A 26733-nucleotide genomic window follows, 5' to 3' on the forward strand; every position below is an offset into this window, starting at 1 on the left:
GCCGAGGTGACGGACCAGGACCGGCACGAGCGGGTGGAGGCCGCGCGGCTGCGCGCGGAGATGACCGTCCGCGAGCTGTGGCTGCGCTACATCGCCCTCGGCGGCAACGGCGACCTGTTCGACCTCGACGCCTACCTCAACGGGCTCCTGCCGCTGGCCGACTTCGACCAGAACGTGCTCGCCGTCGCCGTCAACGAGCGGCTCGAGGAGCTGTACCGCGCGGCCCGCGTCCCGCTGGCCACCCCACCGCCGGGCCCGACTCGCGATCCTGCGCCGGCGGAGGAGCTCCGCGCCGTCATCGCCAGGCTGCTGGACCTCGACGGCGCGAGCGGGACCACGCGGCCGCAGGCGGAGGACGCGCCACCCGCGTCACCGCGGCCGGCGACACGTCACGGGGAGGACAGCGCCACCGCCTGATCCCGGACGGGGCCTCAGCGGCCGAGGGCGCCGGTCCGGGTGAGCTCCTCGGCCACCACGTGCAGCTTCTGGTTCGTGTCCTGACTCGTCTTCGCCAGCAGGGCGAACGCCACCTCGGCGGTGATCTTGTACCGCTCCATCAGGATGCCCTTGGCCTGGCCGATCAGGTCCCGGCTCCCCAGGGCCGTGGCGATGTGGTCGAGGTCCTGGGCGTCGGCGACCGCGACGGCGGCGTGGGCAGCGAAGAGCAGGCCGACGTGCTCGGACTCGTCGGTGAAGGCCGCGGACCGGCGAGCCAGCAGGTTCAGCGCCCCGAGGTCGTTCTCGTGCACGAACAGCTGGAAGCACAGCATGCTCCGCACGCCCAGCTGCGCCAGGGCCCTCCGGCTCAGCTCCGGCCAGCGAGGGTCGGTGGCCAGGTCGTCGACGCGCACGGTCCGCTGCTCGTACATGGCGTCCAGGCACGGACCCTGGTGTGCCTCCTGCTGCAGGTCGTCGAGGCGTCGCGCGACCTCACCGGTGACCGCTGCCGACACCACCCGCCGCCGGGACTGCACCAGGCTGATGCTGGCCTCGTCGGCTCCCGGGATCGTCCCCCGCACGGCGGCGACGATGACCTGCATCACCGAGCTGGCGTCGGTGTGGCGCTGCATCTCCCGCGCGAGGTCGGCCATCACCCGCGAGAGGTCCGCCCGCACGGCCTCCCCGGTGGCCTGCGAGGACGGCCGCCCACGGTGGTTACGTCCGGCGGTCTCGGGTGTCTCGGGACGCTGCGTTCCCGGCCCCTGCCCGGGACGGGGACTGTTCTCATCCACCCCCGAACTGTGGCACGTGCGGCGGCCGACCGGAACGGACTCGCGCGAACACCCACGTCCGGTCGTCCGCACGCGAAGGACGTCGCCGGCGCCGCCCGCTGCGGGCTGTCTCAGGGGCGGCTGACGCCGTCGACGATGTCCTGGGCGATGTCGCGGACCTTGCGGTTGGACCGCTGCGAGGCGGCCGCGAGCAGGTGGAAGGCCGCTGCCGCGTCGCAGCGGCGCTGGCTCATGAGGATGCCCTTGGCCTGTTCGATCACCGCCCGCGTCTGCATGGCCCGGTCCAGGTTCTCGGCGAGGTCCCGGGTGCTCTCGTAGAGGTGCATGTTGTGCACCGCCACGGCGACGTAGGAGGCGAACGCCCGGGCGACGTCCCTGGCCTCGTCGTCGAAGGCGTCGGCCTCGACCGCGTAGAGGTTCAGCGCACCGTGCACGGCTTCCCGTACCGGTACCGGGACGGACAGGGAGCTCAGCGAGCCGCGCTCGACGCACACCCGGGCGTAGTCGGGCCAGCGCGTCTCCTCGCGGGCGTCGGTGATCTCCCGGATCTCCTCACCGACCGCCGCCTCCAGGCAGGGGCCGTAGCCGCGACCGTACTGGGACTCGTCGAGGTCGATCGCCAGCTTGCCGGTGTAGGCGGCGGTGGTGGCCCGGTCGTTGACCACCAGGCTGATCGAGGCCTCCTCGACGCCGGGTGTCACGCGCTTGGCGAGGTCGGCGACCTTCTGCAGCATCCCGTCCAGGGAGCTGTCGTCGAAGGACATCCGCCCGAGTTCGGCGAAGGCGTCGTGGACGTCCCCGGGTCCGGGCGGCGGCTGGTCGTGGTCGGTGCTCATCGCGGTCCGCTCCGTCGCGCCCGGCTGGTCGACGAGGGGTCGCGACCCCGGGACGGGCCGTCCCTGGCGGGTGGCCCGTGATCTGCCAGGCCGGCTGCACGACCTGTCCGGAGCCGCCGGCGCGGCTCCGTCAGCAACGTACCCGGCCGCCGGGTCGTCGTGCCCGGGCTCCCGGCCCGCGTCAGCGGCCGGGGTCGACCACGGTCATCCCGGCGACCGTCGCCCGGTCGAACACGGGCAGCAGGGCGGCCGCCTCCTCCAGACCGATGGTGCGCTCGACCAGCCGCTGCGGCTGCAGCGAACCGCGCTCCACGAGCGCCATCATCGGCGGGTAGTCGGCCGCGGCCATCCCGTGGCTGCCCAGCAGGTCCAGTTCCCAGCCGATCGCCCGCGCCATCGGGACCCGCGGGTGACCGTCGACCGGCGGCAGCAGCCCGACCTGCACGTGCCGCCCCCGCCGGCGCAGGCTCAGGATCGAGTCCGCGCAGGTCTGCTCGCTCCCCACGGCGTCGACGGCGACGTGGCTGCCGCCGCGGGTCAGGTCCACGACGGCCGCCGGGACGTCGCGACCGTCGGCGTGCACGGTGTGCTCCGCGCCGAGATCGGCGGCCACGGCGAGGGCCTCGGGGTTGCGGTCCACCGCCACCACCCGGGCCCCCAGCGAGCGGGCGATCGCCACAGCGCTCAGGCCGACGCCACCCGCACCCACCACGGTGACCCACTCCCCCTCGCCGACCCGCGCGCGGCCGACCAGGGCCCGGTAGGCCGTGGCGAACCGGCACCCCAGCGCGGCCGCGGCGACGGGGTCGACCCCGTCCGGGATGCGCACCAGGTTGGTGTCGGCCGCGTGCAGGGCGACGTACTCGGCGAAGGACCCCCAGTGGGTGAAGCCCGGCTGCTGCTGGTCCGGGCAGACCTGGGCCTCCCCGGCCCGGCACCACTCGCAGCGTCCGCAGCCGCAGACGAAGGGGACGGTCACCCGGTCACCGGGGCGCCAGCGGGTGACGCCGGCACCGACCTCGACCACCACCCCGGCGAGCTCGTGCCCCGGCACGTGCGGGAACACCACCTCGTCGTGTCCCGCCCAGGCGTGCCAGTCGCTGCGGCACACGCCCGTGGCCGTCACCCGCAGCACCACCCCGCCGGGCGGGGCGGTGGGCTCGGGCACCTCCAGCACCCGGGGCCGGGCCCGGACCGAGTCGACGACGACGGCGCGCACCGGCACATGCTGTCAGGCGTCGGCGCCAGGGCCCGGTGAGCCGCCCGGCGAGCGCTCCACTGGCGCCGGGTGCCGCGACCCGCCTCACGCGACGAGCAGCCCGATGGCCACGAAGTGGCAGGTGGCGGCGACGCAGACGAAGGCGTGGAAGACCTCGTGGTAGCCGAACACCGTCGGGAACGGGTCGGGGCGGCGGCGGTGGTAGGCGACGGCACCTGCGATGTAGAGCAGGCCGCCGACGATGACGAGCACCGCGGCGGCGACACCGCCGTCGGTCCACAGGGCGGGCAGGGCGAGCGCGTTGACCACTCCCAGCCCGATGAACGCCCCGCCGACGAGCCACTCGGGTGCGTCCATGCGGGCCAGGCGGACCCCGATCCCCACCGCGGTGAGCGACCACAGCAGGACCAGGCCCACCAGGCCGTGGCTGCCGCCCGCGGCGAGCAGCAACACGGGAGTGGCCGTACCGGCGATCAGCAGGAAGATCATCACGTGGTCGGCCCGCTGCAGGACGCGGCCGGCGACCGGACCCCAGACACCCCGGTGGTAGAGGGCGCTGACGCCGAACAGGCCGCTGAGGCAGCCGGTGTAGACCGCGACACCGACCACCTGCCTGGCCCCCTGGGCGGCGACCTGGAGCAGCGTCCCCGCGACCAGCGACGCCAGGAACCACAGCAGGTGCAGCCAGCCGCGCAGCAGGGGTCGGACGTACTGCACGCCGCGCCGGGCGTCGTAGTGCCACGTCACGCCCGCGCTCAGCTGCCCGTCCGTCCGGCTCACCTCCCCGGTCATCGGGCCACTCGGCGGTCGTCCTGCGGGACCGGGCGCCCGGTGCCCGCGCCGGGCTCGCGACGAGCGGCGGCACGGCGGCCGCTCGAAGGCGCACCGGGCCTCCACGACGTCGACGGCGGTCGGCCGCTCGGAGTGCGACGACGGGGCGGTCCCTCCCGCCGCCGGCACACGTCCGCGCCGGGGTGCACGGGCCGGGGACCTCGGCCGGCGGACACCGGTGACCGCTCGGTCACCGGGACCGCCCGGTGGCACGCATCCGTACGCAGGTGTCCCGGGTGATCCCCTCGCCGGCCATGTCACTCCCGGCCGGGATGTGCATCCCGGCGACGCGGGGTGGCCATCGCCACTGGTCTCGTGCCCGGCGGACCCCTCTGTGCGCAGCCGTCCTACCCGTTCGGGAGACCTGCGAATCCCGCCACCGACGCCCGGCACGCACACGCCACGGCTGTCGGGCCGACGGTGTGGACCTGCGCCCCTCGACCCCGGCCACCGGCAGCGGGTCCGCGCCTGTTCGCCGGACTCCTCTGCGCAGGTCGAGCCGCACACGGCACCAGGAGGGCGGTACCGCCTGTCGCCATGCCCTGAGTCCTACGCGGCGGTCAGGGGCGCTGCGCGATCCACAGGGAAGCCGGCACCGCGAGCAGCACCGGCACGGTGAGGGCGGTCCGGTCGTCGTGCGGGAGGATCATCGACAGCACTGCGACGCCACGCCCCGCCAGAGCTCCTCCGACCCGCCCGCTAGAGGCTCAGGACGAGTCGCAGCGCCGCGTCGACCCGCCGCATCTCCTCGGAGCCGAGGTGACCGGCGCTCGCCCCCAGCCGCTGCGGATCCACCGCGGCGGTCTGCTCGGCCAGCACCCGGGTCAGCCGTCCGCCGATCTCGACCTCGGGCCGGAAGCTGGCCGCCCGCGCCGATCTCGAGGTCGGTGCCACCAGCCAGGTCGACAACGGCAGCAGGTCCGACTGGACCACCACGGCGAACCGCTGCCCGGACTGTTCGTGACCACGGGTGTCGCGCGGCGCCCGGAGGCGGAACACCTCACCACGCACGCAACGTCTCCATGTCCCGCAAGACCTGCGCCGCCTCGGCGCGGTCGGCCTCATCGGCGGCCAGCTCGGCCGCCTCTGCCTGCAGCCGCTCGGCCGCGACCGCGCGGGCGGCCCGGATGAGCGCGCTGCGCACGGCCGCGGAGACGGGGGTGCCGTCCTGGGTCAGCACGGCCAGGGCGCGCAAGGCGTCCTCGTCGGGCCGGAAGGTGATGGTGTCCGCCATCCAGCCAGTGTCACACGAGTTGTAAGACGCACAGGTCCGGCGAGATCTCGCCGTCGCATCCCGCTGTCCGTCAGGCAGCGACCGGCCCGCCGTCCGGACGCATCACGCGCAAGGCGTTCGTGGACCTGACACGTCGTTGAGGCGATCGAGCCACCGGAGTAGGAAGCGGGAGACCGCTCCCCCAGGAGGCAGCCATGCGTGGCAGACACCGCCTGCTCCGCTCCGCGCTCGCAGCGGCCGCGACAGTCGCGGCCGGCCTGCTGAGCAGAGCGATGGCCAAGGCCGTCAGTGCTCCCGAGGACGGAACCGTCGGCCCCCTCCCGGGTCCTCAGGCGGGGATCCCTGGCTGAACGGCGGGCATGGTCCGCCCTCTGCGCAGGGGCTGGCCGATGACGTCAACACAGTCCGTCACCGGCTCTGTGTCCGAGGGCGCAGTCGGGCTGAAGGGTCCTGCGGCGAGGCGGACACCGAGCCGGTCCTACCTCCACATCCCGATCAGGTCGACCGCCACGAACGGGGCGGACCACAGCGCCACGGACACGCTCCACCACGAGCGCGCCGACAGCGGCGTGCGGCGCCGGAGGAACCCGGTCAGCGGTGCGGCGAGCAGGGCGAACAGCAGCCACAGCGTCCCCGTCGTCCAGAACGCCACGGAGAGGCCGTCGTCGAGGAGGGTGGGATCCACGGGACCCCAGCCGGCGAGCCCGTCAGGCAGGTGAACACGAGCGGAAGGCGGCACAGCATGCCCAGGGCCAGTCCCACCGCCGCGCACAGCACCCAACTCGCGGACGCCGGCAACGACCGTCCCGCGCCACCGGACAGCGGCGCTCCGGTCCCCTGCGACTCACTCATCCACGGGCCGACGGTTCGCGGCGCCGACCTCGCGCGCACCACGTCCGACAGCACGTCCCGTCATCAGGGGCAGGGATCACCGACCGGCACGGCCGACAGGTGGACATCGCCGGTGGGGGTGTCGTCGGACGAGTACGTCTCCGACTGGTTGCAGACCACCCAGTCCGGCAGGACCGTCCGGCCCCACGCGCGGGCGTCGTAGACGATCACCGTCGCTCCGGTCTCCTCCAGACCGACGACGGCCATCCCCACGGGCGCCCCGCGATAGCCCGGGAGGGGATGGCCCACCTCGGGGAGAGAGGTCAGGCCGGGGGTCGGCGCCGGTGCTGCGTCGATCACCGGGGACGCGGTAGGAGCGGTCGCAGCCGGCTGGGGCGTCGGCTGCGATGCCACGACGACCACCGTCGCGGCCGCGGAGGCCAGCACCGCCACGGTCAGTGCGGCGACGGCGGAGCGCGGCGTCCGGCGCGGCGGCGGCTCGGACGCCGCACCGAACAGATCGGCCAGGTCATCGGCCGGCTCGCTCATCCCGGTCCTCCAGAGGGGAGATGTGCGGAGGACCGTAGCGGTCCGGAAGCCGCCGTCGCGGCACGACCGAGTCGAAGCGGCGCCGCGCCGCCCGCGGAACGCGAGTGGGCGGGTGCCAGGACCACACGGATGGGAGCGGGTCGCGTGCGCAGGTGGATGGCGGCAGCCACGGGAACGGTCGGCGCGGCCGTGGGTGCAGGAGCCGTCCACCTCGGCAGCGACGACTTCCTCTACGGCGGCCGGGAGCACATCGACCTCGACCGCTGGGCCCAGGCAGAGGACGCGTGGGCGCAGGACATGATGCCGGGCGCGTCGGGCCACGGATGAGCTGTGCGGCGCCGATCTCCCGTGCATCCAGGCGGTGCAGTCGGAGACGCTGACGATGTACCGGTTCGACGACCGGGAGGACGCCGTGGCCGTGGCACGGGAGTTCGCCGGCGAGGCGTACCTCTCGGGCTGGATCGTCGTCCGCTTCGAACGCGATGGCCTGACGGCGGAGGAGCGGCGAGAGTTCGCCAACACCCTCGACTGCATCGACGTCGGGGTCCCCGGAGGTGGCCCGGAGTGTTGAGCGCTCAGCGCCTGACGGTTCCTCGGCAGGCGCCGTGGCGACCCGTCGATGGGAAGCCGGGTCGGGGACGTGTCCCTGGAGGGCCCACTCCGGAACAGCTCCCGGGGTTGCTCGGTGCAGGACGATCCCCACATGGACGAGGTCACAGCACCGGACCTGCGTGGACTCAGGCCTGATGACGCGAGGCTCGTCTGTTACGAGCGAGACCTCGCGTTGAACATCGTCGTCGATGACCTGGTCGAGGTGTGTGGGATCGACTCGTCGCGCGCACGCATCACCGAGCAGGAGCCGAGCCCTGGCAGCCGCACCGGTTCCAACGGTGTCGTCGCCCGGCTCGGCATCGTGGACGACGGCCCCGAGGTGGGGGTCCGAGAGCCTCGACGGCCGCCCCCGTCGCTGCACTCGCCGGGAGCGGCGCGCGACGATGGCCCAGCGCCCGGCAGCGCCGGCAACTGGTAGTCCCCGGTCGCACGAGTTCCTGGAGCCGCCCCCGCGGTGAGTCTGGCCGCTGTCCCCGAGCGGCCCGTTCACGGCGGCGGCTCGGAGGGGCCCCACACCGACCCGTCCCAGCGGAACGTCCGACCGCCGGGACCGTCCCACAGGTCGCCGATCTCAGGTGGGTCCCGGTCCGGCACGATCGGGATCACCACGCCCTCGTCCTCGGCAGGGTCGAGCACGTGCAGGTCCTCCCCCGGGGTGTAGGTCCGGCGGCCGTGGCGCAGGTCGTCCACCAGGCCGGCCAGCCGATCCCAGGCACCGTCGGTCACCAGGTCGTTGATCTCGCACCGGATGCACATCAGGGCTCCTCGGCTGTGCCTGCGCCCCAGTAGAAGGGGCCGCTGCCCGCCCTGACCGTGACGTCCCAGCCCAGGTCCCGGAGGCGTGTCTCGAGATCCGCGGGCTGGTGGGGGACCTTCACGGCGCGGTACGCGGTCCCGTCCCTGAGGCGACGTTCGATGACGGAGGACTCCTCGCCGTGGACGAGCTCCTCGGGCGTTCGGGCGTTGTCGTCGACGAAGAACACACGACCGCCGGGCCTCAGACAGTCACGGACCATCACCCAGAACCGTTCGAACCGGTGCAGTGGAACGTGGGAGAGCCAGAAGCCGAAGAAGACGACGTCGTACTCGTGCTGAGGCCTCCACGCGAAGAGGTCCGCCTGCACGAAGCGGACCCGCGCCGCGCCGACGCGGGCCTGAGCGCGGGCGAGCATCTCCGGAGAGGCGTCCACGGCCGTGACGGTCTCAGCGGTACGGAGCAGTTGCTCGGTCCACACACCGGGGCCGCAGGCGAGCTCCAGGACGTCGCCGGCCGGGCCGAACCGGCCCAGTGCCCCGGCCAGCTCGCGCGCAGCGTCCTCGTCCACGGCGTACTCGTCCACCGCCGCTCTGTAGTAGGCGGCCTGCTCTGCCAGCAGGTCGTCATCACCGTCCAACCGCTCAGTCTCGTGCAACCACCCTCCCGGCACCCTCGAGCGTGGGGACCGGACACCTGAGCTCAGTGGACGAGCGCGTGACGGCCCGGTCGGCGAGCACCGGGACGACGAGCAACCCGCCCCTCGAGGGTGTCCCTGGGACCGGCCTCCGTCCCAGAGCGGCCCACTGCGGGACACGCTTCGAGGCCGAGGGAGTTGCTGGGTCCGAAGTGGCGCTGCGACAGGAGATGGCGGAGCTCAGGTGCCGTGGAGCAGCCGCACCTGCCGGCTCACGATCAGGACCCACGCGGGAGTCCCAGGCCGGTCGACCGCGGTCTGTGGTTCTGGCGGCGGTCCGGACCGGCGGACGGGGCGACGTCACGCAGGGGCGCCGAGCGGCGGGTGCTCGAGCACGCGGGGCTCGTACTCGACCAGCTGGATGCGGCCGTCGAAGGTGCGGTGCCCGATCATCTCGAGGGCGACGTCCGGATAGCCGTCGTAGATGCGTTCTGCGCCCGTGGCCCCGGTGATCACCGGGAAGATCCCGACCCGGAAGCGGTCGACCAGTCCGGCTCGGAGCAGGGACCGGCACAGGCTGAGGCTGCCGATCGTGCTGAGGAGCCCCGAGCCGTTCTCCTTCATGGCGCGGACCGCTTCGACGGCGTCGTCGCGGACCAGCGTGGAGTTGGCCCACGTCAGCGGCTCCGCGAGCGAGGAGGAGAACACCACCTTCGGCGCTTGGGTGAGCTCGTCGACGGACGCCTCTTCCTCGGGCCTGAACTCGTCTTGACCATCCGGGACCTCGCCGGCGGCGAAGCCCGACATCAGGCGGTAGGTGTTCGCTCCCATGAGGTAGGTGACCTCGGGCTGCTCGCCGAGCCATGCGAGGTACTCCGGGCCCTCGAGGCCCCAGAACCCGGGCCATCCCTCTCCCGATGCGTAGCCGTCGAGGGAGGTGATGAAGTCGACGAGAAGCTCCGACATGGCGGTGTCCTTTCCTCGGGTGTCAGGAGGTTGGACCGGCCGGGGGCCACGAGTTCATCGGCCGCGCGGTGGGGTGCCGGGGAAACCGTCCTGAGCGGCCCACCACGGGACATCGGCCCTCGTCAGAGGATCACCCGCCGCTGCTTGCGTTCGAGTGCCCATCCTCCGAGGGAACGGACATCCACGGCCGTCTGACCGTTGGCGACCGTCAGCCGACGTGGCACTGGGGAGACGGACGGCCACCTGCACACGACGACTCTCGTCTCCCCCGACCTGTCCTCGAAGGGACACCGGCCCGTGGTGCACGCCGGCTGCGGCACCGCGGGCGGTCAGGACGGCGCCTGAGCGACTGTCACATGGGCGGGTCGAGGTCAGCTGTCGGTGCACGACGGCCATCGGTGTGCCGCCCAGGCCGTCCAGCCCGGCCAGCCCGCCGGCGGGTCGGGGATCTGGCCGCCCTCGAGTTCCCCGGCGTCCGGGACCTCGAACTGCTGCCGCCACTGATCGAGATCGGCTTCGCTCATCGGGAACGTCTGCTGTGGTGCCGTTTCCTGACGGTGCGCGATGCGGGCGACCTGGACGTCCTCGTCCACCGGCAGGTACACGACGCGGCACGCCGCCCGGTTCGCTCGGGCCAGCCACCGCAGTGCCGACCGTTCCTCGCGGGCCCAGAGCCCGTAGTCGAGCACGACGCTGGTCCCCAGCCGCAGCGCCTGCAGGGCGACCGAGATGAGCCGCCCCTCCAGGACGAAGCGCCTTCCACCGGCCAGGTTGTCGCCGAACAGCGGGATCATCCACTGGTCCGGGGTCAGCCGGAGCGCTGGGTGGGTCCTGGCGAGCTGCTCGGCCCGGGTGGTCTTCCCGGCGCCGGGCAGCCCGACCACGAGGAACAGCGTGGCCACCCGCTGGTCCGTGGTTCCCGGTGGCGAGCCGGCCTGGACAGCAGCCGACGGCGGCCCGTCGGGCCGGCCGTCGACGGCGGCGGATCCGGCTGCGGGATGAGCTGGGGCCGGCTCGTCGGAGGGTGGATCGAGACGCCGCGATGGAGGCATGGCTCCCCTGACCAGGCAGGATGGCCCGGCAGCACGGACGTGGGTGAGGGCTGCCGGCGGGACACCGATCCGGCGGTACGCCTGGGACCGCCACCACGAGGGCAGCGGAGCTGGCCGCCTCGGCGGCTGGCGCGGTACCGCCGCTAGACGGCGGTCCGGACGATCATGCAGGCGAAGCAACCCATGCCGTCACCGTAGCCGAGGGCAGCCGAGCGTCACCGTCCGCCGGCTGACTGCGGAGCGACTTCCCCTCCCCCACCTGGGGATGTCGAGATCACGAGCCGACACACCCGTGCACCTGACGCCCAGCGGGAGGCAGCCGACCGGCTCGACCAGGCGCTCCGCTGGTGACCGCTGCCGTCCCTCCGGCCGCGTTGCTGTACTCACGCGAGAGGCGGGCCACCCTCGTCGTGTGGCCCGCCTCTGACCTGCGGTCCCGCTGTCGGGCTGACAGGACGTGGACCTGCGACCCCTCGACCCCCAGTCACGGTCGGGCCATTCGCCCACATCCGCGCGGGTGCTGTACGTGCAGGTCAGCGGCTCACAGCGTGCGCCGCCACCCGCCGGCAGTCATGGCCGATCGGCGCGCGTTGCCGTACCCCTTGCCGTACTTCTCCCCCGCAGCCGGGCGTGTCTGCGACAGCAGTGACAGCTCAGGTGACCTCCCGCGTCGCTGCGGGCGGAGGCGCTCACATCCACGTGCAATCGGCACTGGTACCCCCGTCGAGGGCGAGCTGACTGTGCGCGGGGTCGGCCGTGCCCCGAGGTCTTCTCCAGCCGAAGCACTCCTGCCGCACGAAACCGAAGCGGAGGAGTCGCACGACGACGCCGGCGATCTCCGGTCCGGTCACAGCGACACCCTCGCCGATGGCTGGTCAGACGATGCGCAGATCGATGTGCACGTCCTGGCGGGCTGCGTGGGTCATGGCGACGACCAGTTCGAGTGCCATCTCCTCGAGGTCCTCGAACCTGCCGGCCTCGGTGGTACCGACACCCGGCACGTCGATCACCCAGTGGTCACCCTCGCTGATGGCGGTCGCGGTGAAGTCGGCCATCCGTCCTCCCCATCGCTGCCAGCGGCCGGTGCGACCGGGGTGTCGCGTCAGCCGACTGTCGACTACCCGCGTCGTCTGGGCAGCCGGAGCCTGGACGGGCCGGGCTCGTGTCGAGGTGGAACCTGGCCGCCGACCCCGCCTGACCAGTGGACAGCGTGACGCCCCGCGGCGAGACCCAGCCGGCCCCGGGACGACGGTGATCCCTGGCGTCAGGGTTTCACCGCCCGACCCACGGACACCGGAGAAGCTGCAGGAGCGGATCCTTCGGCGAGGGAGCGGACGATGATGACCGTGCTCACCACCAGCACGCTGCGGCCTGGAAGTGAGCAGGAGTGGGACGCAGTGATGCGGGATCGCCTCGAGGCCGCACGACGCATGCCGGGCTGGGTCTCCGGCCAGGTGTTGATCCCCGAGGACGACCCGCTGTCGCGGGTGATCGTCGGCACCTGGAACAGCCGCGAGGACTGGATGGCCTGGCACGACGATCCGGCTTTCCTCGACAAGCGCACAGTGCTCGAGGGCCTGGAGTCAGCGCCCAACGTGACCCGGTGGTTCTCCGTCGTGGCCGATGCCGGGGTGGGCGGGTGAGGCACCTGCACGTGGGCTCGAGATCGGTCCGCCTCCCGCTGGGTCGAGCCGCCCGCCTCGGCGGCAGCGGCGCCCGTGCCCGTCACCGACGACGGCCGCTCCGCCCCTCAGCGCGAGGCCAGCCGGCCAGACGAAGAGCGCCTCGCCTCCCCAGGCGACGACCACCGCAGGACCGGCAGGCTCCTGGTGGGCCCTCATCGCGGCCACGACGTCAGGGCCACTGGAGCGCTCGGGATGGCGCAGCTGCCACACGGCGTCGGGGCTCAGCAGCTGCGGGGAGGGACCGGTGCGGCTCGGCGGGCGGTGAACCTGTCGAACAGCGAGCCGGCGTTGAGGGTCTCGACGTACTCGAGCATGTACTCCTGGCCGACGTCGACCGGGCCGAGCTTCGGGAACTTGACCCGTTCCTGGGTCTCCTCCCTGGTCCAGCCGGCGGCCACGGCCTCGGCGACGGCCGCCTTCCAGCTGAGCAGCACCGCCCGCTGCTTGTCGACGTAGGACAGGTCCGTGACCGGCCCGTGGCCGGGCACGACGACGTCGACGTCGAGCGAGCGGATGATCTCCAGCGACGCCAGCCACTGGTCGACGTCGCTGGTCATCAGCCACGTCTGGCACTCGCAGAAGACGCTGTCCCCGGTGAAGACCATCCGCTCCTGCGGCACGTACACGGCCAGCTGGCCGGGTGTGTGCCCGGGCGTGTGCAGGAGGTGGAAGTCGTGGTCGCCGACGCGTAGTGACAGGTCGCCGGTGAAGACGACCTGCCCCTTGTTCGGGTCCTCGTAGTACTCGTCCCGGTCCGGGAACAGCTCGATGCCGTCGGGGTCGTCGGTGCCGAGGGCTTCCCGGGCGTACGCGAACGGGTCGAGCTCCGGGTAGACGGTCATGAAGTTGTCGTAGAGCCCCTTGTGGTTGACCACCGTGCCGGCGCCACGGAAGTAGTAGTTGCCGAAGATGTGGTCGACGTGGTGCTCCGTGTTGATCAGGTACTGGACCCGACCGAAGGACTCGACGAAGCGGCGCATCTCCACCGCCCGGGTCGGCAGCTGGGGCGTGTCGATCACGACCGGGCCGGCCGAGGTGACGACGAAGCTGGGATTGCACCCCCGCACCTTCGTCTCGGTGAAGACACGGTCGTTGAGCTGCTGCATCGAAGCCTCCGTCGGCTCGGGTCGGTGCTCGGAGAGGGAGGACGGGTCGGTCAGTCGTCCTGCGACGCGGTGATGCGCTTCACCACGGAGGCGCCGAAGAACTCGATGTGGGCGCGCATCTCCTTGCCCGCCAGGTCCGGGTCGCGGAACTGCACGGCCATGAGGACCGGGCGGTGGAGCTCGGCGATCGCGTGCAGGTCGGAGTGGCCGCGCAGGACGCTCACCACGGTCCGGGCTTCCACCCGCAGGGAACGCCAGACCTCGAGCAGCACCTGGTTGCCCGATGCCTCCACGATGAGCTCGTGGAACCGCGTGTCGTGGACCAGGAGCGCGTGGAGGTCGTCGTCGGCGGCGGCCTGCCGCATCCCGGCCAGCTGTTCCTCCAGTGCCTGCAGCTGCGCCTCGGTCATGCGCGTCGCGGCCTCGCGGCCGGCGACCTCCTCGAGGGCCGCCCGCACGGGGTAGATCTGGCCGAGCTCCTCGACGGTCACCTCCCGGACCCGGGCACCCTTGTGCGGCTGTGACTCGATGAACCGCATGGCCTCGAGGTCGCGCAGCGCCTCCCGGACCGGAGCCTGACTCACGCCGAACTCGGCGGCCAGGACGCTCTCCTTGACCCGGTCCCCCGGGCCGTAGGTGCCGTCGAGGATGCGCTCGACGATGCGGTCCTTGATCTGTTCACGCAGGGCACCGTTGCGGTGCAGTGGCCGGTCCACTCGTTCTCCCTGGGGTGCGGACCGCCCCCGGCGGCCTGTCTGGTCATCGATAGTACGGGCACGGATCGTGCTGTCAATTACGGTCATCGAGAGCCATGGCGGCGCCGCATGCGGTCCAGGTCACGGAAAATCGGGTCCAGGGGTTGACGCGCATCACACCCGTCCGCCAGATTATCGATAGTTCGGCCGACCCAGCGAGGTAGCCGACGTACCGCCCCTCACCGATCCCGACACCCCTACACCGGAGTGGGCATGAGCGACGACAACGTCCTGGCGACCTTCTTCGGGGACGACGAGTTCCCCGTGCAGTGGGAGGCCGGCCAGAAGGAACTGTTCTGGGTGCACGACGACCTGCACATCCCTAACCCGGTCTCCCCCATGTACGCCGACATCGGCGGGTGGTGGCTGAAGTGCGACTACATGTTCCGGCGCTTCGGTACCCCGTTCGCCTCCGACTGGATCTCCAAGATCGTCAACGGCTACGTCTACACCGCGGCGATCCCGGCGACGCCGGGTCTGTCGGCCGAGGCCTCCGAGTACGGCGCCCGCTACACCCCGCGCGTCCCGCTGGACCCGCAGGACCCCGCCGAGCTCGGCGGCTACATGGGCTGGACGCTCCCGTACTACGCGGAGAACTTCCTCGTCTGGTGGCGCACGCGCCTGCGGCCGGAGATGGAGCGCAACTTCGTCCGCTTCGACGAGTACGACTACGCCGGCGCCAGCCTGGTGGAGCTCGCGATCCTGCTCGAGGACGCGATCGACATGCACGACCGGCACTGGCAGATCCACTGGGTGCTGAACTTCGCCCAGTTCTCCTCCACCCTGGCCCTCAACGCCGCGATCGCCGCCGCCAAGGGCGAGGGCGACCACTCGGCACTGATGGGCCGGCTGCAGAGCTCCACGGAGAACCGCAACTGGGACTCCATCGAGGAGCTCTGGAACATCAAGGAGTGGGTCAAGAAGGAGCAGGGCGAGGTCGCCAAGGCCTTCACCCGCGCCACCGCCGGTGACGTGATCCGCGCCCTGGAGGCCACCGACGCCGGCCGCGCGTTCCTCGCCGAGCACATCGAGCCGTACCAGAAGGTCTTCGGCTACAAGTCCATGTACGCCCACGAGTTCTCCTTCACGACCTGGCGGGAGAACCCGGCGCCGATCGTCGAGGCCGTCCGCGGCTACCTGGAGTCCGACTACGACTACCCGGCCGAGCTCAAGGCCGTCGCCGAGGACCTGGAGAGGGCGAAGGCCGAGGTGTTCGAGGGCGTGGAGCCCGGCCCGGCGCGGGAGGAGCTGAAACGCGCGCTCGACCTGAGCCTGCGGATGAACCCGCTCACCCCGGACCACCACTTCTACATCGACCAGGGCACCAACGCCCGGGTCCGGCTGGTGCTCATCGCCATCGGCGAGAAGCTGGTCGGCGACGGCAGGCTCGACGACCCCGAGGACGTCATGTACCTCAAGTACAACGAGCTTCGTCGCCTCATGGCCGGCACCAACTCGTTCGACGCGCAGGAGCTGGTCGGGGACCGTCGCGACGCCCGCGAGGACGCCTACGAGCTGCGCCCCCGCGACTGGGTCGGCACGGCCACCAAGGAGGCCGTGGCGTTCCCCTACCTCGCGCTGTGGGCCTTCCCCGAGAAGCTGGAGCGCCCCGCGCCCTCGCACGCCGGCGAGATCCCGGGCCTGCCCGCGTCGGCCGGCGTCGTCGAGGGGACCGCGCGGGTCGTCCTCTCCCCGGAGCAGTTCAGCGAGGTGCAGCGCGACGAGATCATCGTCTGCCGGATGACCAGCCCCGCCTGGGTCGTGCTGTTCACCAAGATCTCCGGCCTCGTCACCGACGCCGGCGGGATGGCCTCGCACCCGGCCGTCGTCTCCCGCGAGTTCGGCATCCCGGCCGTCGTCGGCACCTCCGACGCCACCCGGCGCATCTCGACCGGAGACCGCATCCGGGTCAACGGCTCCACAGGCCGCGTCGAGATCGTCGGCGCCGTCCCGGCCGCGCCCGCCCCGGCCCTCTGAGGAGAACCCGATGACCGCGATCCTCCCGCCCCCGACCACGCAGCAGCCCGGCGCCGTGTCGACGCACGACCAGCCGCTCGTCCTGCCCTTCAGCGACCCTCGCTGCCGCGTGGTGGAGCTGACCGGCGGCAAGGGCGCCAGCCTCGCGACCATGACCGCCGAGGAGCTCCCGGTGCCCCCGGGCTTCGTCATCACCTCGGCGGCGTTCTCCGCCGCGGTGGACGAGGAGGCACTCCGCGAGGCCATGCGCCGCAAGGACATCGACGCCGCCCGGGCCCTCGTCGCCGCGGCGAGGCCCCCGCGCGAGCTCATCGAGCGCGAGTACGCGAAGCTGCAGGGCCTGGTCGCCGTGCGCTCCTCGGCCTGCGCCGAGGACTCCGCGGGCGCCAGCTACGCCGGCCAGCAGGAGACGTTCCTCAACACCGACGGCCTCGAGGCGGTGCTCCACAACGTCGTCGAGTGCTGGCTGTCCTTCTTCACCGACCGCGCCGTCTTCTACCGGCAGGAGAAGGGGTCGCTCGAGGACGTCGCGATGGCCGTCGTCGTCCAGCAGATGATCGACAGCCAGAAGTCCGGCGTCATGTTCACCGTCGACCCCGTCCACGGCCGCAAGGACCGGATGGTCGTCGAGGCCGCCCGCGGCCTCGGCGAGGCCGTCGTCTCCGGCGAGGTCACGCCCGACAACTACACGCTGTCCCGCCAGGGCGTCGTGAAGAAGTCGAAGGTGGTCGACGCCGAACGGGTCCTCTCCGACGACGAGTGCGTCGCCCTCGCGCAGATGGGTCAGAAGCTGGCCGACCTGCACGGGGTCCCCCAGGACATCGAGTGGGCCTTCGACGCCGCCGGGGACCTCTACCTGCTGCAGTCCCGGCCGATCACCACCGTCTGAGCGGCGGTTCCGCCCGGAGGCGCGGCGACCCGACCGCCGCGCCTCCGGCGGAGCACTGCCCGCCGACGTCCCCGAAACACGATCAGGAGCACACGACGTGACCTGGATGGCGCCCCGCACCGTCGCCGAGGCGGTGGAGCTCAAGGCCGCCCACCCCGACGCCACCGTGGTGGCCGGCGGGACCTTCGTCGGCATCCTCACCCGGCAGGGCCTGCTCGCCAGCGAGGACTGGATCTCGCTGCAGAACGTCCGCGAGCTGCGGCTGGTCTCGACCAGCGCGGAGCTGGCCCTGGGCGCGATGGTCACCCACCGGCAGATCGAGCTCCACCCCGAGATCGCCGCCGGGTGGCCGGGCATCCAGCGGGTCTTCGCCGTCGTCGCCAGCCCCCGGGTGCGCAACGCCGCCACCATCGGCGGCGTCCTCGGCGACGCCGACTACGCGTCCGATCCGCCGGCCATGCTCGTCGCCTGCGACGCCTGGGTGGAGGCGCTGAGCGTCCGCGGCCTGCGCCGGATCCCCGTCACCGACCTCATCGTCGACCACTACGAGACCAGCCTCGAGGAGGACGAGCTCATCACCCGGGTGCTCGTCCCGCGCGGCCGCCACCACACCACGTATCGCAAGCTGCTCACCCGCAGCCGGGAGGACCGGCCGAGCGTCTCGGTCGCCGCCGCCCTGCACGAGGGCACGGTCACGGTGGCCGTCGGTGCGGTCACCGGGCGCCCGCAGGTGTTCCCCGACCTGTGCGCGACCTGGGTGCCCGGCAGCGAGGACAGCGTCCGCGACATCGCCCGGGGCTACGCCGAGCGCATCGACCCGATCAGCGACAACCGCGGATCGGCCGCCTACCGCACCCGCGCCATCGCCGTCGAGGTCCGCCGCGCGCTGGAGGACCTCACACCGGCCGCCCTGAGCTCGCGCAAGGCCACCATCCAGGAGCACGTGGCATGACCGATCCCCGCATCCGCGCCCAGATCCGCTACCCCAACGACCTCACCGTCCCCGGCATGTGGCACGCCCGGCTGGTCCGCTCCCCGCACGCCGCCGCCCGCGTCACCGGCGTGGACACGTCCTCCGTCCCGGACGGCGTCGTCGTCCTCACCCCGGCCGACGTCGAGCACCTCGGCCGCTACGGCGCGCAGATCGCCGACCAGCACGTACTGGCCGGGATCGCCCGGCACGTCGGCGACCCGGTCGCCGTGGTCGCCGCCCGCGACGAGGCCACCGCCCGCGAGGCGGCCGCGCTCGTCGACGTCAGCTACGAGGAACTGCCCGCGGTCTTCGACGAGCGCGACGCCCTGCGCCCCGGTGCCCCGCTGGTGCACGAGACCATCCCGGTCAGCCGCAGCGACTCCGCCTACTTCGGCATGCGCCCCCTGGACGGGACCAACACCTGCCACCGGTTCCGGATCCGCACCGAGGGCATCCCGCAGGGCGAGCCCCACACCGCCGACCCGGTGCCCGACGACGTGGCCGAGGGCTTCGGAGCCGCGGACGTGATCGTCGACGAGACCTTCGCCATGCCGGCGGTGCAGCACGTGGCCATGGAGCCGCACGCCTGCATCGCGACCTGGACCGACGGGCGCCTGGAGCTGGTCACCGGCACCCAGACGCCGTTCAACATGCGGCAGGACCTCGCCGGGCTGTTCGACCTGCCCGAGACCGACGTCCGCATCGTCGTCCCGCCCATGGGCGGGTCGTTCGGCGCCAAGACCTTCGTCCGCACCGAGGCCATCGCCGCCGCCGTCGCCCAGCGGCTGGACCGGCCGGTACGGCTGGCCCTCGACCGGGACGAGGAGTTCGTCACCCTCACCCGCCACGCGGCGACCGTGCGGATCCGGCTCGGCGCCACCCGCGACGGGCGGTTCGTGGCCAAGCGGGTGTGGTGCTGGGTCAACACCGGCGCCTACGCCGACTGCGGGCCCGGCGTGGCGATGAAGATGGGCTACGCCGGCGTCGGCCCCTACCGGTTCGACGCCGTCGCCGTCGACTCCTACTGCATCTACACCAACCTGCCCCCGGCCGGCGCCTACCGCGGCTACGGAGCCACCCAGTCGGTGTGGGCCTCCGAGCGGGTCACCGACCTCATGGCCGAGCGGCTCGGGATGGACCCGGTCGAGCTGCGCCGCCGCAACCTGCTGGTCGACGGGGACGTCTACTGCACCGGCGAGACCATGCACGACGTCCACTTCGAGGAGCTGCTCGACGACGCGGCCCGGGCCGTGGACTGGCAGCCCGGCGGGCCGAACCCGGGCAAGGGCATCGCCGTGATGCTCAAGGGGATGCAGACCCCGAGCCGGGCCGAGGTCGGCATCCGGCGCACCGGCCCCGACCGCTACGAGGTGCTCAGCGCCACCACCGAGATGGGACAGGGCTCAGCCAGGGCGATCGCCCGGCTCGCCGCCGACCTCCTCGGCGTGGACGCCGACCGGGTCGACGTGCCGCCCCCGGACACCGACCGCGTCCCCTACGACACCCGCACGACCTCCAGCCGGTCGACGCACATGATGAGCCGCGCGCTCGAGGTCGCCGTCACCGACATGAAGGACAACGGCACCGACTCCGGGCACGGGCGCATCGCCAACGACGGTGGCCTCGACGTCGACACCGGCCAGGGCGTGGCCTCCTCGCACTGGCACCAGGGCGCCGCTGCTGCCCAGGTGGACGTCGACGAGGAGACCGGCGTCCTGACCCTCCGCCGGCTGCACGCCGCCTCCTACGCCGGGCGGGTGGTGAACAGGGCCGCCGCCGAGCTCCAGCAGGAGGGGTCGATGGTCATGGCGATCGGCACCACCCAGTTCGAGGAGATCGTCTTCGACGAGGGCCAGGTCGTCGGCCCCAACCTGTCGGACTACAACATCCCGTCCGCACTGGACTGCGCCGCGATCAGCCAGACCATCCTCGAGGTCGAGGGCGCCGAGGTGCACGGACTCGGCGAGACGGCCCTGCCCCCGGTGCCGCCGGCGATCGGCAACGCCCTGGCCAGCCTCGGCTACCGCCCCACCCAGCTGCCGCTGACCCCGGAACGGGTGCTCGCGGCGGCTCACGAGACGGTGAAGGAGAAGGAGCCCGCGTGAACATCACCCTGCAGATCAACGGTGCTCCGGTCGACGTCGACGTCGACGAGGGCGTGATGCTGCTCGAGGTCCTGCGCGACCAGCTCGGCCTGCTGGGCGCCCGCGGCACCTGCGGCGTGGGCCTGTGCGGCGCCTGCACGGTGCTGCTGGACGGTCAGCCGATCTCCTCCTGCATCCTGCTGGCCCCGCTCGCCCAGGGCCGGGCCATCACCACCGTGGAGGGCCTGCCCGACGACGACCCGGTGGTGCAGGCCTTCGACCGGCACCACGCCTTCCAGTGCGGCTACTGCACCCCCGGGATGGTGCTCACCTCCAAGGCCTTCCTCGGCGAGTGCTCGGCCGCCCGCACCTGCCCGTCCCGCGAGCAGATCGCCGAGGCCCTCGGCGGCAACCTCTGCCGCTGCGGCTGCTACGTCAAGATCATCGACGCGGTGCAGGAGGTCGGGTCGTGAAGTTCGTGACCTACGCGCCCCCCGACGGCGCGGCGAGGGTCGGCCGCCTCGACGGCGGGACCGTCCTCGACGTCGGCTTCGACGGCGACATGATCGCCTTCATCGAGGCCGGCGCCCCGATCGGGGTCGAGCACCCGGTGCCGGCCGCGCGCCTGCTCGCCCCGCTGCAGCCCCGCTCGTTCCGGGACTTCCTCGCCTTCGAGGGACACCTGAAGAACGCGTTCAAGAAACTCGGCCGGGACATCCCCGCCGAGTGGTACGAGGTGCCGGCCTTCTACCGCAGCGTGGGGACCACCGTCACCGGCCCGGACACCGAACTCACCTGGCCCTCCTACACCCGCCAGCTCGACCACGAGCTCGAGCTCGCCGCCGTCATCGGCCGGCCGTGCAAGGACGTCGATGCCGCCGAGGCGCTGGAGTACGTCTTCGGCTTCACCATCTGGAACGACGTGTCCGCCCGCGACGTCCAGCGCCGCGAGCTGCCGGTCGGGATGGGGCCGGCCAAGGCCAAGGAGTGGGACGGCTCCAACGTCCTCGGTCCCTGCATCGTCACCCCCGACGAGATCGACCTCAGCACCCTTGAGCTCGAGGTCCGCGTCAACGGGGAGCGCTGGGGCGGCGACAGCACCGCCGCCATGCACCACGGCTTCGGTGACCTCATCGCCTACGCCGCCCAGGACCAGACCCTGCTCCCCGGGGAGGTGCTCGGCTCGGGCACCGCCACCGGCGGCTCGGGACTGGAGCTGGACCGGTGGCTGCAGCCCGGGGACGTCATCGAGATGGAGGCCGGCCCGATCGGCGTCCTGCGCAACACCGTCGGAACACCCCACAGGAAGGACCACTGACATGGCGTTCGTCGTCGCGGCGATCTGGAAGGCCAAGCCCGGAGAGGCCGATCGGGTCCGCGAGGTCATCGAGAAGATGACGCCGCTGTCCCGCGCGGAGCCGGGCAACCTGTACTACCAGGCGCAGGTCAGCCCCGAGGACCCCGAGACGTTCTTCCTCTACGAGCAGTACACCGACGCGCAGGCCTACGAGGACCACAAGAACACGCAGCACTTCCAGGAGAACGTGTTCGGCTACGTCCTCGAGCACCTGGCCGAGCGCAACGTGAAGACCTACGAGACGATCGATGCCTGAGCGCAGCGACGTCGCGGTGGCGCACCGGCTCCTGCTGGTGCGCCACAGCGCGATCGCCTCCCACCGCGGCGACGTCCCCCTGACCGACGAGGGGGTGCAGATCGCCCTGCGCACCGGCCGCGAGCTGGGCAAGGAGAACCCCGCCTTCCGGGTGCTCACCGGCGGCACCCTGCGCACCCGGCAGACCGCCGACGCCGTGGCCGAGGGCGCCCGCAGCGAGGGCGCGCAGGTCGACGGGCCGCGGGTGGCGTTCGCCCTGCGCAACCCCGACGTCTACGTCGCCGGCGAGCGGGTCGACATGGTCAGCAGCGCCGCCGCCCTCGCCGAGCAGGTGCCCGGCATGAGCGAGGACGAGGCAGCCGCCAACCCGTTCTTCGCCGGGTTCTTCGACCACCCCGACCGGATCGGCTGGTGGCTGCGGCTGTCCGCCGTCCCCGGCGACGACGCGGCCACCCTCGCCCGCCGCATCGACGTGTTCGCCGGAAGCCTCGCCGACCCCGGCGGGCCCGCCGGCGGGCTGACCGTCGCGGTCACCCACTCCCCCGTCCTGCGGGCCTGCGCGCTGGCCCACCTCGGCGACGACCCCGGCGAGCCGCCGTGGGTGGGCGGCCTGGAGTACGCCGTCCTCCCCGACCGCACGCTGCGGGTCAGCCCCTTCGCCGTCGACCCCACCTGACGTCGCCGGTCCCCGGCACGACGCCCCGGAAGCAGACATGGAACTCCAGCAGACCTTCACCGTCCCCGTTCCCCTCGACATCGCGTGGAAGGCGCTCAACGACCCCGAGCGCATCGCACCCTGCATGCCCGGCGCCACCCTCGAGGCGGTCGAGGGCGACGCCTTCACCGGCAGCGTCAAGGTCAAGCTCGGCCCCATCGGGCTCACCTACCGGGGCAGGGCCCGGTTCGTCGAGGCCGACCCCGCGACCAGCACGGTCGTCATCGAGGGCACGGGCAAGGACGCCAAGGGCAACGGCACCGCCAGCGCCACCGTCACCGCCGTCCTCACCGAGGACGCCGGGAGCACCACCGTCACCACCACGACCGACCTGGCCATCACCGGCAAGCCCGCCCAGTTCGGCCGCGGGGTCATGAACGACGTCGCCAACAAGATCGTCGGCCAGTTCGCGGCCAACCTCGCCGCCCTGCTGACCTCGGACACCGGCGCCGCCACCGGCTCGGCCGAGCGGGCCCCGACTCCGGCTCCCTCGGCCGCGGGCTCGGCCGCACCGGCCACCGGACCGACCGCGGCACCGGCTCCCCGGACCGTCGCGGCCGTGCCCGCGGCCGCCGAGCTCGACGCCTTCGCCCTGCTCGGCATCACCCCCGCGGTCCGCCGGCGGCTGGCCGCCGCACTCCTCCTCGCCGACGTCTTCGTCCTGGGCTGGGCCATCGGCCGGCTCGGCAGCCGTCGCTGACCCGCCGACCCCAGGAGCTCCCGTGCCCTCCACCGTCACCACCGTCGACCCGGCCACCGGCCAGACGCTGCGCACCTACCCCGGCGCCGACGTCGACACGGTGTTGTCGGTCCTGGCCTCCGTCGCCGCGGCCCAGCCCGCCTGGGCCGCCACACCCCTCACCGAGCGAGCCGAGGCCGTCCGGGCGATCGGCGTCCGCTTGCGCAAGCAGGCCGACGAGCTCGCCGCCCTGATGACCGCCGAGATGGGCAAGCCGATCGGAGAGGCGCGCGCGGAGGTGGAGAAGTCCGCCACCGCCTGCGACCACTACGCCGACCACGGGCCCGCGGCGCTCGCGCCCATCGAGGTGGACACCGGCGACCAGCGCAGCTGGGTGGCCCACGAGCCCCTCGGCGTCGTGCTCGCCGTGATGCCGTGGAACTTCCCGTTCTGGCAGGTGCTGCGCTTCGCCGCGCCGACGCTGCTCGCCGGGAACAGCGCGGTCCTCAAGCACTCCCCCAACGTCACCGGCTGCGCGCTGGCCATCGAGCAGCTCTTCGGGGAGGCGGGCCTGCCGGAGGACGTCTTCCGCAGCATCGTGGTCGCGGAGGAGGACGTCCCGGCGGTCACGCAGGCCCTCGTCGAGGACGACCGGATCGCCGCGGTCAGCCTCACCGGCAGCGAGCGGGCCGGCGCCGCCGTGGCCGCCGCGGCCGGACGGGCGGTCAAGAAGAGCCTCCTGGAGCTCGGCGGCTCGGATCCGTTCGTCGTCCTCGACGACGCCGACCTCGATGCCGCGGTCGCCGGAGCCGTGAAGAGCCGCTTCATCAACTCCGGGCAGAGCTGCCTGGCGGCCAAACGGTTCGTCGTGCACCGGGCCGTCGCCGAGGAGTTCACCCGCCGCTTCGCCGAGGCCGTCGCCGGCCTGCGCGTCGGGGACCCCGCGGACGAGGCCACCGCCATCGGCCCGATGGCCCGCGCCGACCTCGTCGACGGCCTCGAGCGGCAGGTCCGCGAGTCGGTCGACGCCGGCGCCACGGTCCTCGTCGGCGGCCGGCGCCTGGACCGTCCCGGCGCCTGGTTCCCGCCGACGGTCCTGGCCGACGTCACCCTCGACATGCCCGTGATGGCCGAGGAGACCTTCGGCCCGGTCGCCGCCGTCGTCACCGTCACCGACGACGACGAGGCCGCCCGCGTCGCCGACGCCACCCGCTACGGGCTGGCCGCCAGCGTGTGGAGTGCGGACCCCCAGCGCGCCCTGGCCGTCGGCCGGCGCATCACCTCCGGGGCGCTGTTCGTCAACGCCGTGGTGGCCTCCGATCCACGCCTGCCCTTCGGGGGCACCAAGCGCAGCGGTTACGGCCGCGAGCTCGGTGAGGCCGGCGCGGTCGAGTTCACCAACGCCCGCACCTACGTCATCGGCACCGGCTCGGTGCCGGCCGGCCCGGCCACGGAGTGAGGTCCGCGGCCGGCCGGGAGCCGCGGTCACTGCCCCAGGACCAGCTGCACCAGCAGCGCCTCGACGGGACGCCGAACGCTCGATGAGGGTCACCCATCCGAGGATCCGCGGAGGCAGCCATCGGTCCGTCTCGGGAGCACCCACCGCCTTCGGCGAACGGGATGGGCCGGGTCCTCGTCGGCTTCGGCACCGTAGAGCGGCCCGGCCGCAGCAGCGGGCTCGCTCACCCTCGTCGATGGTGTCGAACCGGCGGCCGAGGAAGCCGAGCAGCTCGGACGTCCGGTGCGCGGTCACCGCGCGGATCCCTGTCGGCTGTCCACGGCGTCCATGGACAGCGGAGGCAATCAGGGACAGGCTGGGCGTTCCCCGACCACGGTCGGACAGTCGACCCGAGAAGAGGGCACCTCATGACTGGTGACACCAGGCAGACCGTGATCTCCGGCGTTCCCTACGTCGTGACGTCCGTCGCCGACGGCACCCCAGCGACGCTGAGCGCGTTGATCGACGACGCGGAGTTCACCATCGCCCGGAAGGACCAGCACCACCTGGTGCGCGGCCACGGACGCGGGCTGGACGGCAAGGTGGTCTTCTTCGAGAAGGACCACCTCGGGGGCAAAGACGTGAGGGTCTGGCATGTCACGGTTGATGAGTCAGGAACGTTGAAGGCTGAGGCGGTCGCGGCGTTCTGAGCCGCCGTGCGTGAACGACCGACGCCACAGCGACTTCACCAGGCAGCCGCTGCGGTGGTGCACCGCGGTCGATCGAGGCCGCGGTCGGGATGGTGAGCCAAGCGGCTGGGGATCCCGCGCTCGGCCTGCGTGAGCGTGCGGGGGAACCCGTCGGCGATGTACCCCCCGGATGCCGCCACCACCGCCTCGACCAAGGGCACCATCAGGCGGAACGGGAGATGGTCGGCGACCAGGTCGCCGCGGGCGACACGAGCGGCCGGCTCGCGCCCCACGGGGGTCCGCCCGGCGATCTCGGCGCGCAGGACGTCGCCGGACGAGACCTGGTCGACTCCCGTGTCCGCGGCCAGTCGGGCGCCGTGGGTGCCCTTCCCGCAGCCGGGTGGACCGAGCACCAGCAGTCGCATCGACCGCGCCCTTCCCTGGTGTGATCCAGCGCGTGGCGCCGGGAGGCGGTCACGCCGCCATCTCGTGCACGATCGCGGCTGCGGCGGCGCGACCTTCGGGGGTCGGGGTCAGCGGGTAGACGTGCACTCCGCCCTGGCAGACGGTCAGCGTCAACGCGTGCTGCTCGTCGGCTGCCCGCTGCTGCAGCCGGAGCGCGTCGGGGTGGAAGAGGTCACGGGTGCCGACGTGGACGTCGATCGGCGGGAGGCCGGTCAGCGGTCCGTGGATCGGGCTCAGCCTCGGGTCCGCCGGGTCGTCACCGCCGGCCCACGCGCGGCCGACCTCGCGGAGACCGGCGCTGCTGAGCCACGGGTCACGCCGCTCGCTCGCCGGGATGTCGGGGTTGGCCAGGGCGAGGTCCAGCCAGGGGGCGATCAGCTGCAGCCGCCGGGGCTGAGGAAGCCCGACGTCGGGCAGGGTCTGGGCGACGCCGAGGGCCAGGCCGTCGCCGGCGGAGTCGCCCGCGAGGGTGATCGCCGTGGGTTCCGCCTCGGCCAACAGCTGCCGGTACACCTCCACGACGAACGGATAGGCCTCGCGGTAGGTGTGCTGGGGAGCCAGGCCGTAGTCGGGGACCTCCACCCGGACGCCGGCATCGGCCAGCCGGGAGACCAGGGTCCAGTGCTGGGGCGACATGGGGCTGATGTAGGCGCCGCCGTGCAGGTAGACCGCGGCCCGCTGCGCGCGGATCCCGCGAGGAGCCACGGTGTGGCAGGCGAAGCCGCCGACGTCCCGGGTGCGCACGTCGTGTCGCTGCCGCAGGGCCTCGGGCGGTGGGGCGGCCTTCTTGGGTGCGGCCATGCGTTCCCGGGCCCGGGCAGGGGTGGACAGCGACCGCTTCCGGGTCACTCGCAGGAAGCTCCCGATGACGAGCATCTGCAGGCTGCTCACGTCGCATCTCCAATCGACCGT

33 protein-coding genes are annotated in these 26733 nt (G+C 72.7%); 16 read left to right on the forward strand and 17 right to left on the reverse strand.

What is annotated here, in order from left to right; all coding sequences use genetic code 11:
* Nucleotides 1-6: 6 nt before the first annotated feature.
* Complete coding sequence (locus ACI78U_RS12520) at nucleotides 7-417, forward strand: hypothetical protein (protein WP_456875644.1); 411 nt, start codon at nucleotides 7-9, stop codon at nucleotides 415-417.
* A gap of 14 nt (nucleotides 418-431) precedes the next feature.
* Here the strand turns inward: ACI78U_RS12520 and ACI78U_RS12525 are convergent, their stop codons facing one another.
* From ACI78U_RS12525 to ACI78U_RS12560, 8 genes are all read right to left on the reverse strand, one after another.
* Nucleotides 432-1115 carry an ANTAR domain-containing protein gene (locus ACI78U_RS12525; protein ID WP_456875645.1) on the reverse strand — a complete coding sequence of 228 codons (684 nt, stop codon included), beginning with the start codon at nucleotides 1113-1115 and terminating at the stop codon, nucleotides 432-434.
* 227 nt (nucleotides 1116-1342) lie between these two features.
* Nucleotides 1343-2068 (reverse strand): ANTAR domain-containing protein, encoded by a 726-nt coding sequence (locus ACI78U_RS12530; protein ID WP_456875646.1) that lies wholly within the window; start codon nucleotides 2066-2068, stop codon nucleotides 1343-1345.
* A gap of 181 nt (nucleotides 2069-2249) precedes the next feature.
* Entirely contained in the window at nucleotides 2250-3287 is a 1038-nt protein-coding gene (locus ACI78U_RS12535; protein WP_456875647.1) for an alcohol dehydrogenase catalytic domain-containing protein, read from the reverse strand.
* Nucleotides 3288-3371: 84 nt separating this feature from the next.
* The gene (gene trhA, locus ACI78U_RS12540; RefSeq protein ID WP_456875648.1) at nucleotides 3372-4067 is read right to left on the reverse strand and encodes a PAQR family membrane homeostasis protein TrhA; all 696 of its coding nucleotides are present in this window, start codon (nucleotides 4065-4067) and stop codon (nucleotides 3372-3374) included.
* 750 nt (nucleotides 4068-4817) lie between these two features.
* Nucleotides 4818-5129, reverse strand: coding sequence for a type II toxin-antitoxin system PemK/MazF family toxin (locus tag ACI78U_RS12545; RefSeq protein ID WP_456875649.1), 312 nt, complete (start codon nucleotides 5127-5129; stop codon nucleotides 4818-4820).
* Nucleotides 5119-5352 (reverse strand): hypothetical protein, encoded by a 234-nt coding sequence (locus ACI78U_RS12550; protein WP_456875650.1) that lies wholly within the window; start codon nucleotides 5350-5352, stop codon nucleotides 5119-5121. The genes ACI78U_RS12545 and ACI78U_RS12550 overlap by 11 nt, the downstream gene beginning before the upstream one ends.
* Before the next feature lie 478 nt (nucleotides 5353-5830).
* Complete coding sequence (locus tag ACI78U_RS12555; RefSeq protein WP_456875651.1) at nucleotides 5831-6037, reverse strand: hypothetical protein; 207 nt, start codon at nucleotides 6035-6037, stop codon at nucleotides 5831-5833.
* Nucleotides 6038-6267: 230 nt separating this feature from the next.
* Nucleotides 6268-6732 (reverse strand): hypothetical protein, encoded by a 465-nt coding sequence (locus ACI78U_RS12560; RefSeq protein ID WP_456875652.1) that lies wholly within the window; start codon nucleotides 6730-6732, stop codon nucleotides 6268-6270.
* Nucleotides 6733-6921: 189 nt separating this feature from the next.
* Between ACI78U_RS12560 and ACI78U_RS12565 the strand changes: the two genes are divergently transcribed.
* From ACI78U_RS12565 to ACI78U_RS12575, 3 genes are all read left to right on the forward strand, one after another.
* Complete coding sequence (locus ACI78U_RS12565) at nucleotides 6922-7059, forward strand: hypothetical protein (RefSeq protein ID WP_456875653.1); 138 nt, start codon at nucleotides 6922-6924, stop codon at nucleotides 7057-7059.
* A gap of 34 nt (nucleotides 7060-7093) precedes the next feature.
* Nucleotides 7094-7303, forward strand: coding sequence for a hypothetical protein (locus ACI78U_RS12570; RefSeq protein ID WP_456875654.1), 210 nt, complete (start codon nucleotides 7094-7096; stop codon nucleotides 7301-7303).
* Between the two features lie 132 nt (nucleotides 7304-7435).
* The gene (locus ACI78U_RS12575) at nucleotides 7436-7762 is read left to right on the forward strand and encodes a hypothetical protein (RefSeq protein ID WP_456875655.1); all 327 of its coding nucleotides are present in this window, start codon (nucleotides 7436-7438) and stop codon (nucleotides 7760-7762) included.
* Nucleotides 7763-7830: 68 nt separating this feature from the next.
* Here the strand turns inward: ACI78U_RS12575 and ACI78U_RS12580 are convergent, their stop codons facing one another.
* The 5 genes from ACI78U_RS12580 to ACI78U_RS12600 all read right to left on the reverse strand — a co-directional run bounded on the left by ACI78U_RS12580 (nucleotide 7831) and on the right by ACI78U_RS12600 (nucleotide 11808).
* A complete protein-coding gene (locus ACI78U_RS12580; RefSeq protein WP_456875656.1) occupies nucleotides 7831-8100 on the reverse strand; it encodes a hypothetical protein in 270 nt (89 codons plus the stop codon).
* Nucleotides 8100-8756, reverse strand: a complete 657-nt coding sequence (locus ACI78U_RS12585) for a class I SAM-dependent methyltransferase (RefSeq protein WP_456875657.1) — start codon at nucleotides 8754-8756, stop codon at nucleotides 8100-8102. Before ACI78U_RS12585 ends, ACI78U_RS12580 begins: the two co-directional genes overlap by 1 nt.
* 339 nt (nucleotides 8757-9095) lie before the next feature.
* Entirely contained in the window at nucleotides 9096-9701 is a 606-nt protein-coding gene (locus ACI78U_RS12590; RefSeq protein ID WP_456875658.1) for a dihydrofolate reductase family protein, read from the reverse strand.
* A 371-nt stretch (nucleotides 9702-10072) separates the two neighbouring features.
* Complete coding sequence (locus ACI78U_RS12595) at nucleotides 10073-10603, reverse strand: AAA family ATPase (protein WP_456875659.1); 531 nt, start codon at nucleotides 10601-10603, stop codon at nucleotides 10073-10075.
* A 1025-nt stretch (nucleotides 10604-11628) separates the two neighbouring features.
* Nucleotides 11629-11808 carry a hypothetical protein gene (locus tag ACI78U_RS12600; RefSeq protein WP_456875660.1) on the reverse strand — a complete coding sequence of 60 codons (180 nt, stop codon included), beginning with the start codon at nucleotides 11806-11808 and terminating at the stop codon, nucleotides 11629-11631.
* Nucleotides 11809-12090: 282 nt separating this feature from the next.
* On the opposite strand from ACI78U_RS12600, the gene ACI78U_RS12605 reads away from it, so the two are divergent.
* Complete coding sequence (locus ACI78U_RS12605; protein WP_456875661.1) at nucleotides 12091-12396, forward strand: antibiotic biosynthesis monooxygenase family protein; 306 nt, start codon at nucleotides 12091-12093, stop codon at nucleotides 12394-12396.
* Nucleotides 12397-12659: 263 nt separating this feature from the next.
* On the opposite strand, the gene ACI78U_RS12610 is transcribed toward ACI78U_RS12605, so the two are convergent.
* Nucleotides 12660-13544 (reverse strand): MBL fold metallo-hydrolase, encoded by an 885-nt coding sequence (locus tag ACI78U_RS12610; protein ID WP_456875662.1) that lies wholly within the window; start codon nucleotides 13542-13544, stop codon nucleotides 12660-12662.
* Between the two features lie 50 nt (nucleotides 13545-13594).
* Nucleotides 13595-14260, reverse strand: coding sequence for a GntR family transcriptional regulator (locus ACI78U_RS12615; protein ID WP_456875663.1), 666 nt, complete (start codon nucleotides 14258-14260; stop codon nucleotides 13595-13597).
* A 252-nt stretch (nucleotides 14261-14512) separates the two neighbouring features.
* Between ACI78U_RS12615 and ACI78U_RS12620 the strand changes: the two genes are divergently transcribed.
* The 11 genes from ACI78U_RS12620 (at nucleotide 14513) to ACI78U_RS12670 (ending at nucleotide 25377) form a co-directional block, all read left to right on the forward strand.
* On the forward strand, nucleotides 14513-16276 hold the full coding sequence (locus tag ACI78U_RS12620) for a PEP-utilizing enzyme (RefSeq protein ID WP_456875664.1): 1764 nt from the start codon (nucleotides 14513-14515) through the stop codon (nucleotides 16274-16276).
* Between the two features lie 10 nt (nucleotides 16277-16286).
* Nucleotides 16287-17165: a PEP/pyruvate-binding domain-containing protein gene (locus tag ACI78U_RS12625; protein WP_456875665.1), complete on the forward strand. Its 879-nt coding sequence runs from the start codon at nucleotides 16287-16289 to the stop codon at nucleotides 17163-17165.
* A gap of 106 nt (nucleotides 17166-17271) precedes the next feature.
* Complete coding sequence (locus ACI78U_RS12630) at nucleotides 17272-18117, forward strand: FAD binding domain-containing protein (protein ID WP_456875696.1); 846 nt, start codon at nucleotides 17272-17274, stop codon at nucleotides 18115-18117.
* Nucleotides 18114-20243 (forward strand): xanthine dehydrogenase family protein molybdopterin-binding subunit, encoded by a 2130-nt coding sequence (locus tag ACI78U_RS12635; RefSeq protein WP_456875666.1) that lies wholly within the window; start codon nucleotides 18114-18116, stop codon nucleotides 20241-20243. Before ACI78U_RS12630 ends, ACI78U_RS12635 begins: the two co-directional genes overlap by 4 nt.
* The gene (locus ACI78U_RS12640) at nucleotides 20240-20695 is read left to right on the forward strand and encodes a (2Fe-2S)-binding protein (protein ID WP_456875667.1); all 456 of its coding nucleotides are present in this window, start codon (nucleotides 20240-20242) and stop codon (nucleotides 20693-20695) included. The genes ACI78U_RS12635 and ACI78U_RS12640 overlap by 4 nt, the downstream gene beginning before the upstream one ends.
* A complete protein-coding gene (locus ACI78U_RS12645; protein ID WP_456875668.1) occupies nucleotides 20692-21540 on the forward strand; it encodes a fumarylacetoacetate hydrolase family protein in 849 nt (282 codons plus the stop codon). The genes ACI78U_RS12640 and ACI78U_RS12645 overlap by 4 nt, the downstream gene beginning before the upstream one ends.
* 1 nt (nucleotide 21541) lies before the next feature.
* Entirely contained in the window at nucleotides 21542-21835 is a 294-nt protein-coding gene (locus ACI78U_RS12650; protein ID WP_456875669.1) for a putative quinol monooxygenase, read from the forward strand.
* Nucleotides 21828-22511, forward strand: a complete 684-nt coding sequence (locus tag ACI78U_RS12655; RefSeq protein ID WP_456875670.1) for a phosphoglycerate mutase family protein — start codon at nucleotides 21828-21830, stop codon at nucleotides 22509-22511. The genes ACI78U_RS12650 and ACI78U_RS12655 overlap by 8 nt, the downstream gene beginning before the upstream one ends.
* A gap of 37 nt (nucleotides 22512-22548) precedes the next feature.
* Nucleotides 22549-23250: an SRPBCC family protein gene (locus ACI78U_RS12660; protein WP_456875671.1), complete on the forward strand. Its 702-nt coding sequence runs from the start codon at nucleotides 22549-22551 to the stop codon at nucleotides 23248-23250.
* 22 nt (nucleotides 23251-23272) lie between these two features.
* Entirely contained in the window at nucleotides 23273-24688 is a 1416-nt protein-coding gene (locus ACI78U_RS12665; RefSeq protein WP_456875672.1) for an aldehyde dehydrogenase family protein, read from the forward strand.
* Nucleotides 24689-25095: 407 nt separating this feature from the next.
* Complete coding sequence (locus tag ACI78U_RS12670) at nucleotides 25096-25377, forward strand: hypothetical protein (RefSeq protein ID WP_456875673.1); 282 nt, start codon at nucleotides 25096-25098, stop codon at nucleotides 25375-25377.
* Nucleotides 25378-25412: 35 nt separating this feature from the next.
* On the opposite strand, the gene ACI78U_RS12675 is transcribed toward ACI78U_RS12670, so the two are convergent.
* Both ACI78U_RS12675 and ACI78U_RS12680 read right to left on the reverse strand, forming a co-directional pair.
* Entirely contained in the window at nucleotides 25413-25781 is a 369-nt protein-coding gene (locus tag ACI78U_RS12675) for an adenylate kinase family protein (RefSeq protein ID WP_456875674.1), read from the reverse strand.
* 49 nt (nucleotides 25782-25830) lie between these two features.
* Nucleotides 25831-26712, reverse strand: coding sequence for an alpha/beta hydrolase fold domain-containing protein (locus tag ACI78U_RS12680; RefSeq protein WP_456875675.1), 882 nt, complete (start codon nucleotides 26710-26712; stop codon nucleotides 25831-25833).
* Nucleotides 26713-26733: the final 21 nt, after the last annotated feature.

The sequence above is a fragment of the Geodermatophilus sp. SYSU D00710 genome, from assembly GCF_054050195.1.

Coding starts and splice junctions, on each gene's coding strand:
- ACI78U_RS12530 (WP_456875646.1), bottom strand. CDS start 2,068: ATGAGCACCGACCACGACCAGCCGCCGCCCGGACCCGGGGACGTCCAC.
- ACI78U_RS12550 (WP_456875650.1), bottom strand. CDS start 5,352: ATGGCGGACACCATCACCTTCCGGCCCGACGAGGACGCCTTGCGCGCC.
- ACI78U_RS12560 (WP_456875652.1), bottom strand. CDS start 6,732: ATGAGCGAGCCGGCCGATGACCTGGCCGATCTGTTCGGTGCGGCGTCC.
- ACI78U_RS12575 (WP_456875655.1), top strand. CDS start 7,436: ATGGACGAGGTCACAGCACCGGACCTGCGTGGACTCAGGCCTGATGAC.
- ACI78U_RS12580 (WP_456875656.1), bottom strand. CDS start 8,100: ATGTGCATCCGGTGCGAGATCAACGACCTGGTGACCGACGGTGCCTGG.
- ACI78U_RS12590 (WP_456875658.1), bottom strand. CDS start 9,701: ATGTCGGAGCTTCTCGTCGACTTCATCACCTCCCTCGACGGCTACGCA.
- ACI78U_RS12600 (WP_456875660.1), bottom strand. CDS start 11,808: ATGGCCGACTTCACCGCGACCGCCATCAGCGAGGGTGACCACTGGGTG.
- ACI78U_RS12605 (WP_456875661.1), top strand. CDS start 12,091: ATGATGACCGTGCTCACCACCAGCACGCTGCGGCCTGGAAGTGAGCAG.
- ACI78U_RS12610 (WP_456875662.1), bottom strand. CDS start 13,544: ATGCAGCAGCTCAACGACCGTGTCTTCACCGAGACGAAGGTGCGGGGG.
- ACI78U_RS12620 (WP_456875664.1), top strand. CDS start 14,513: ATGAGCGACGACAACGTCCTGGCGACCTTCTTCGGGGACGACGAGTTC.
- ACI78U_RS12625 (WP_456875665.1), top strand. CDS start 16,287: ATGACCGCGATCCTCCCGCCCCCGACCACGCAGCAGCCCGGCGCCGTG.
- ACI78U_RS12630 (WP_456875696.1), top strand. CDS start 17,272: ATGGCGCCCCGCACCGTCGCCGAGGCGGTGGAGCTCAAGGCCGCCCAC.
- ACI78U_RS12635 (WP_456875666.1), top strand. CDS start 18,114: ATGACCGATCCCCGCATCCGCGCCCAGATCCGCTACCCCAACGACCTC.
- ACI78U_RS12650 (WP_456875669.1), top strand. CDS start 21,542: ATGGCGTTCGTCGTCGCGGCGATCTGGAAGGCCAAGCCCGGAGAGGCC.
- ACI78U_RS12655 (WP_456875670.1), top strand. CDS start 21,828: ATGCCTGAGCGCAGCGACGTCGCGGTGGCGCACCGGCTCCTGCTGGTG.
- ACI78U_RS12660 (WP_456875671.1), top strand. CDS start 22,549: ATGGAACTCCAGCAGACCTTCACCGTCCCCGTTCCCCTCGACATCGCG.
- ACI78U_RS12670 (WP_456875673.1), top strand. CDS start 25,096: ATGACTGGTGACACCAGGCAGACCGTGATCTCCGGCGTTCCCTACGTC.
- ACI78U_RS12675 (WP_456875674.1), bottom strand. CDS start 25,781: ATGCGACTGCTGGTGCTCGGTCCACCCGGCTGCGGGAAGGGCACCCAC.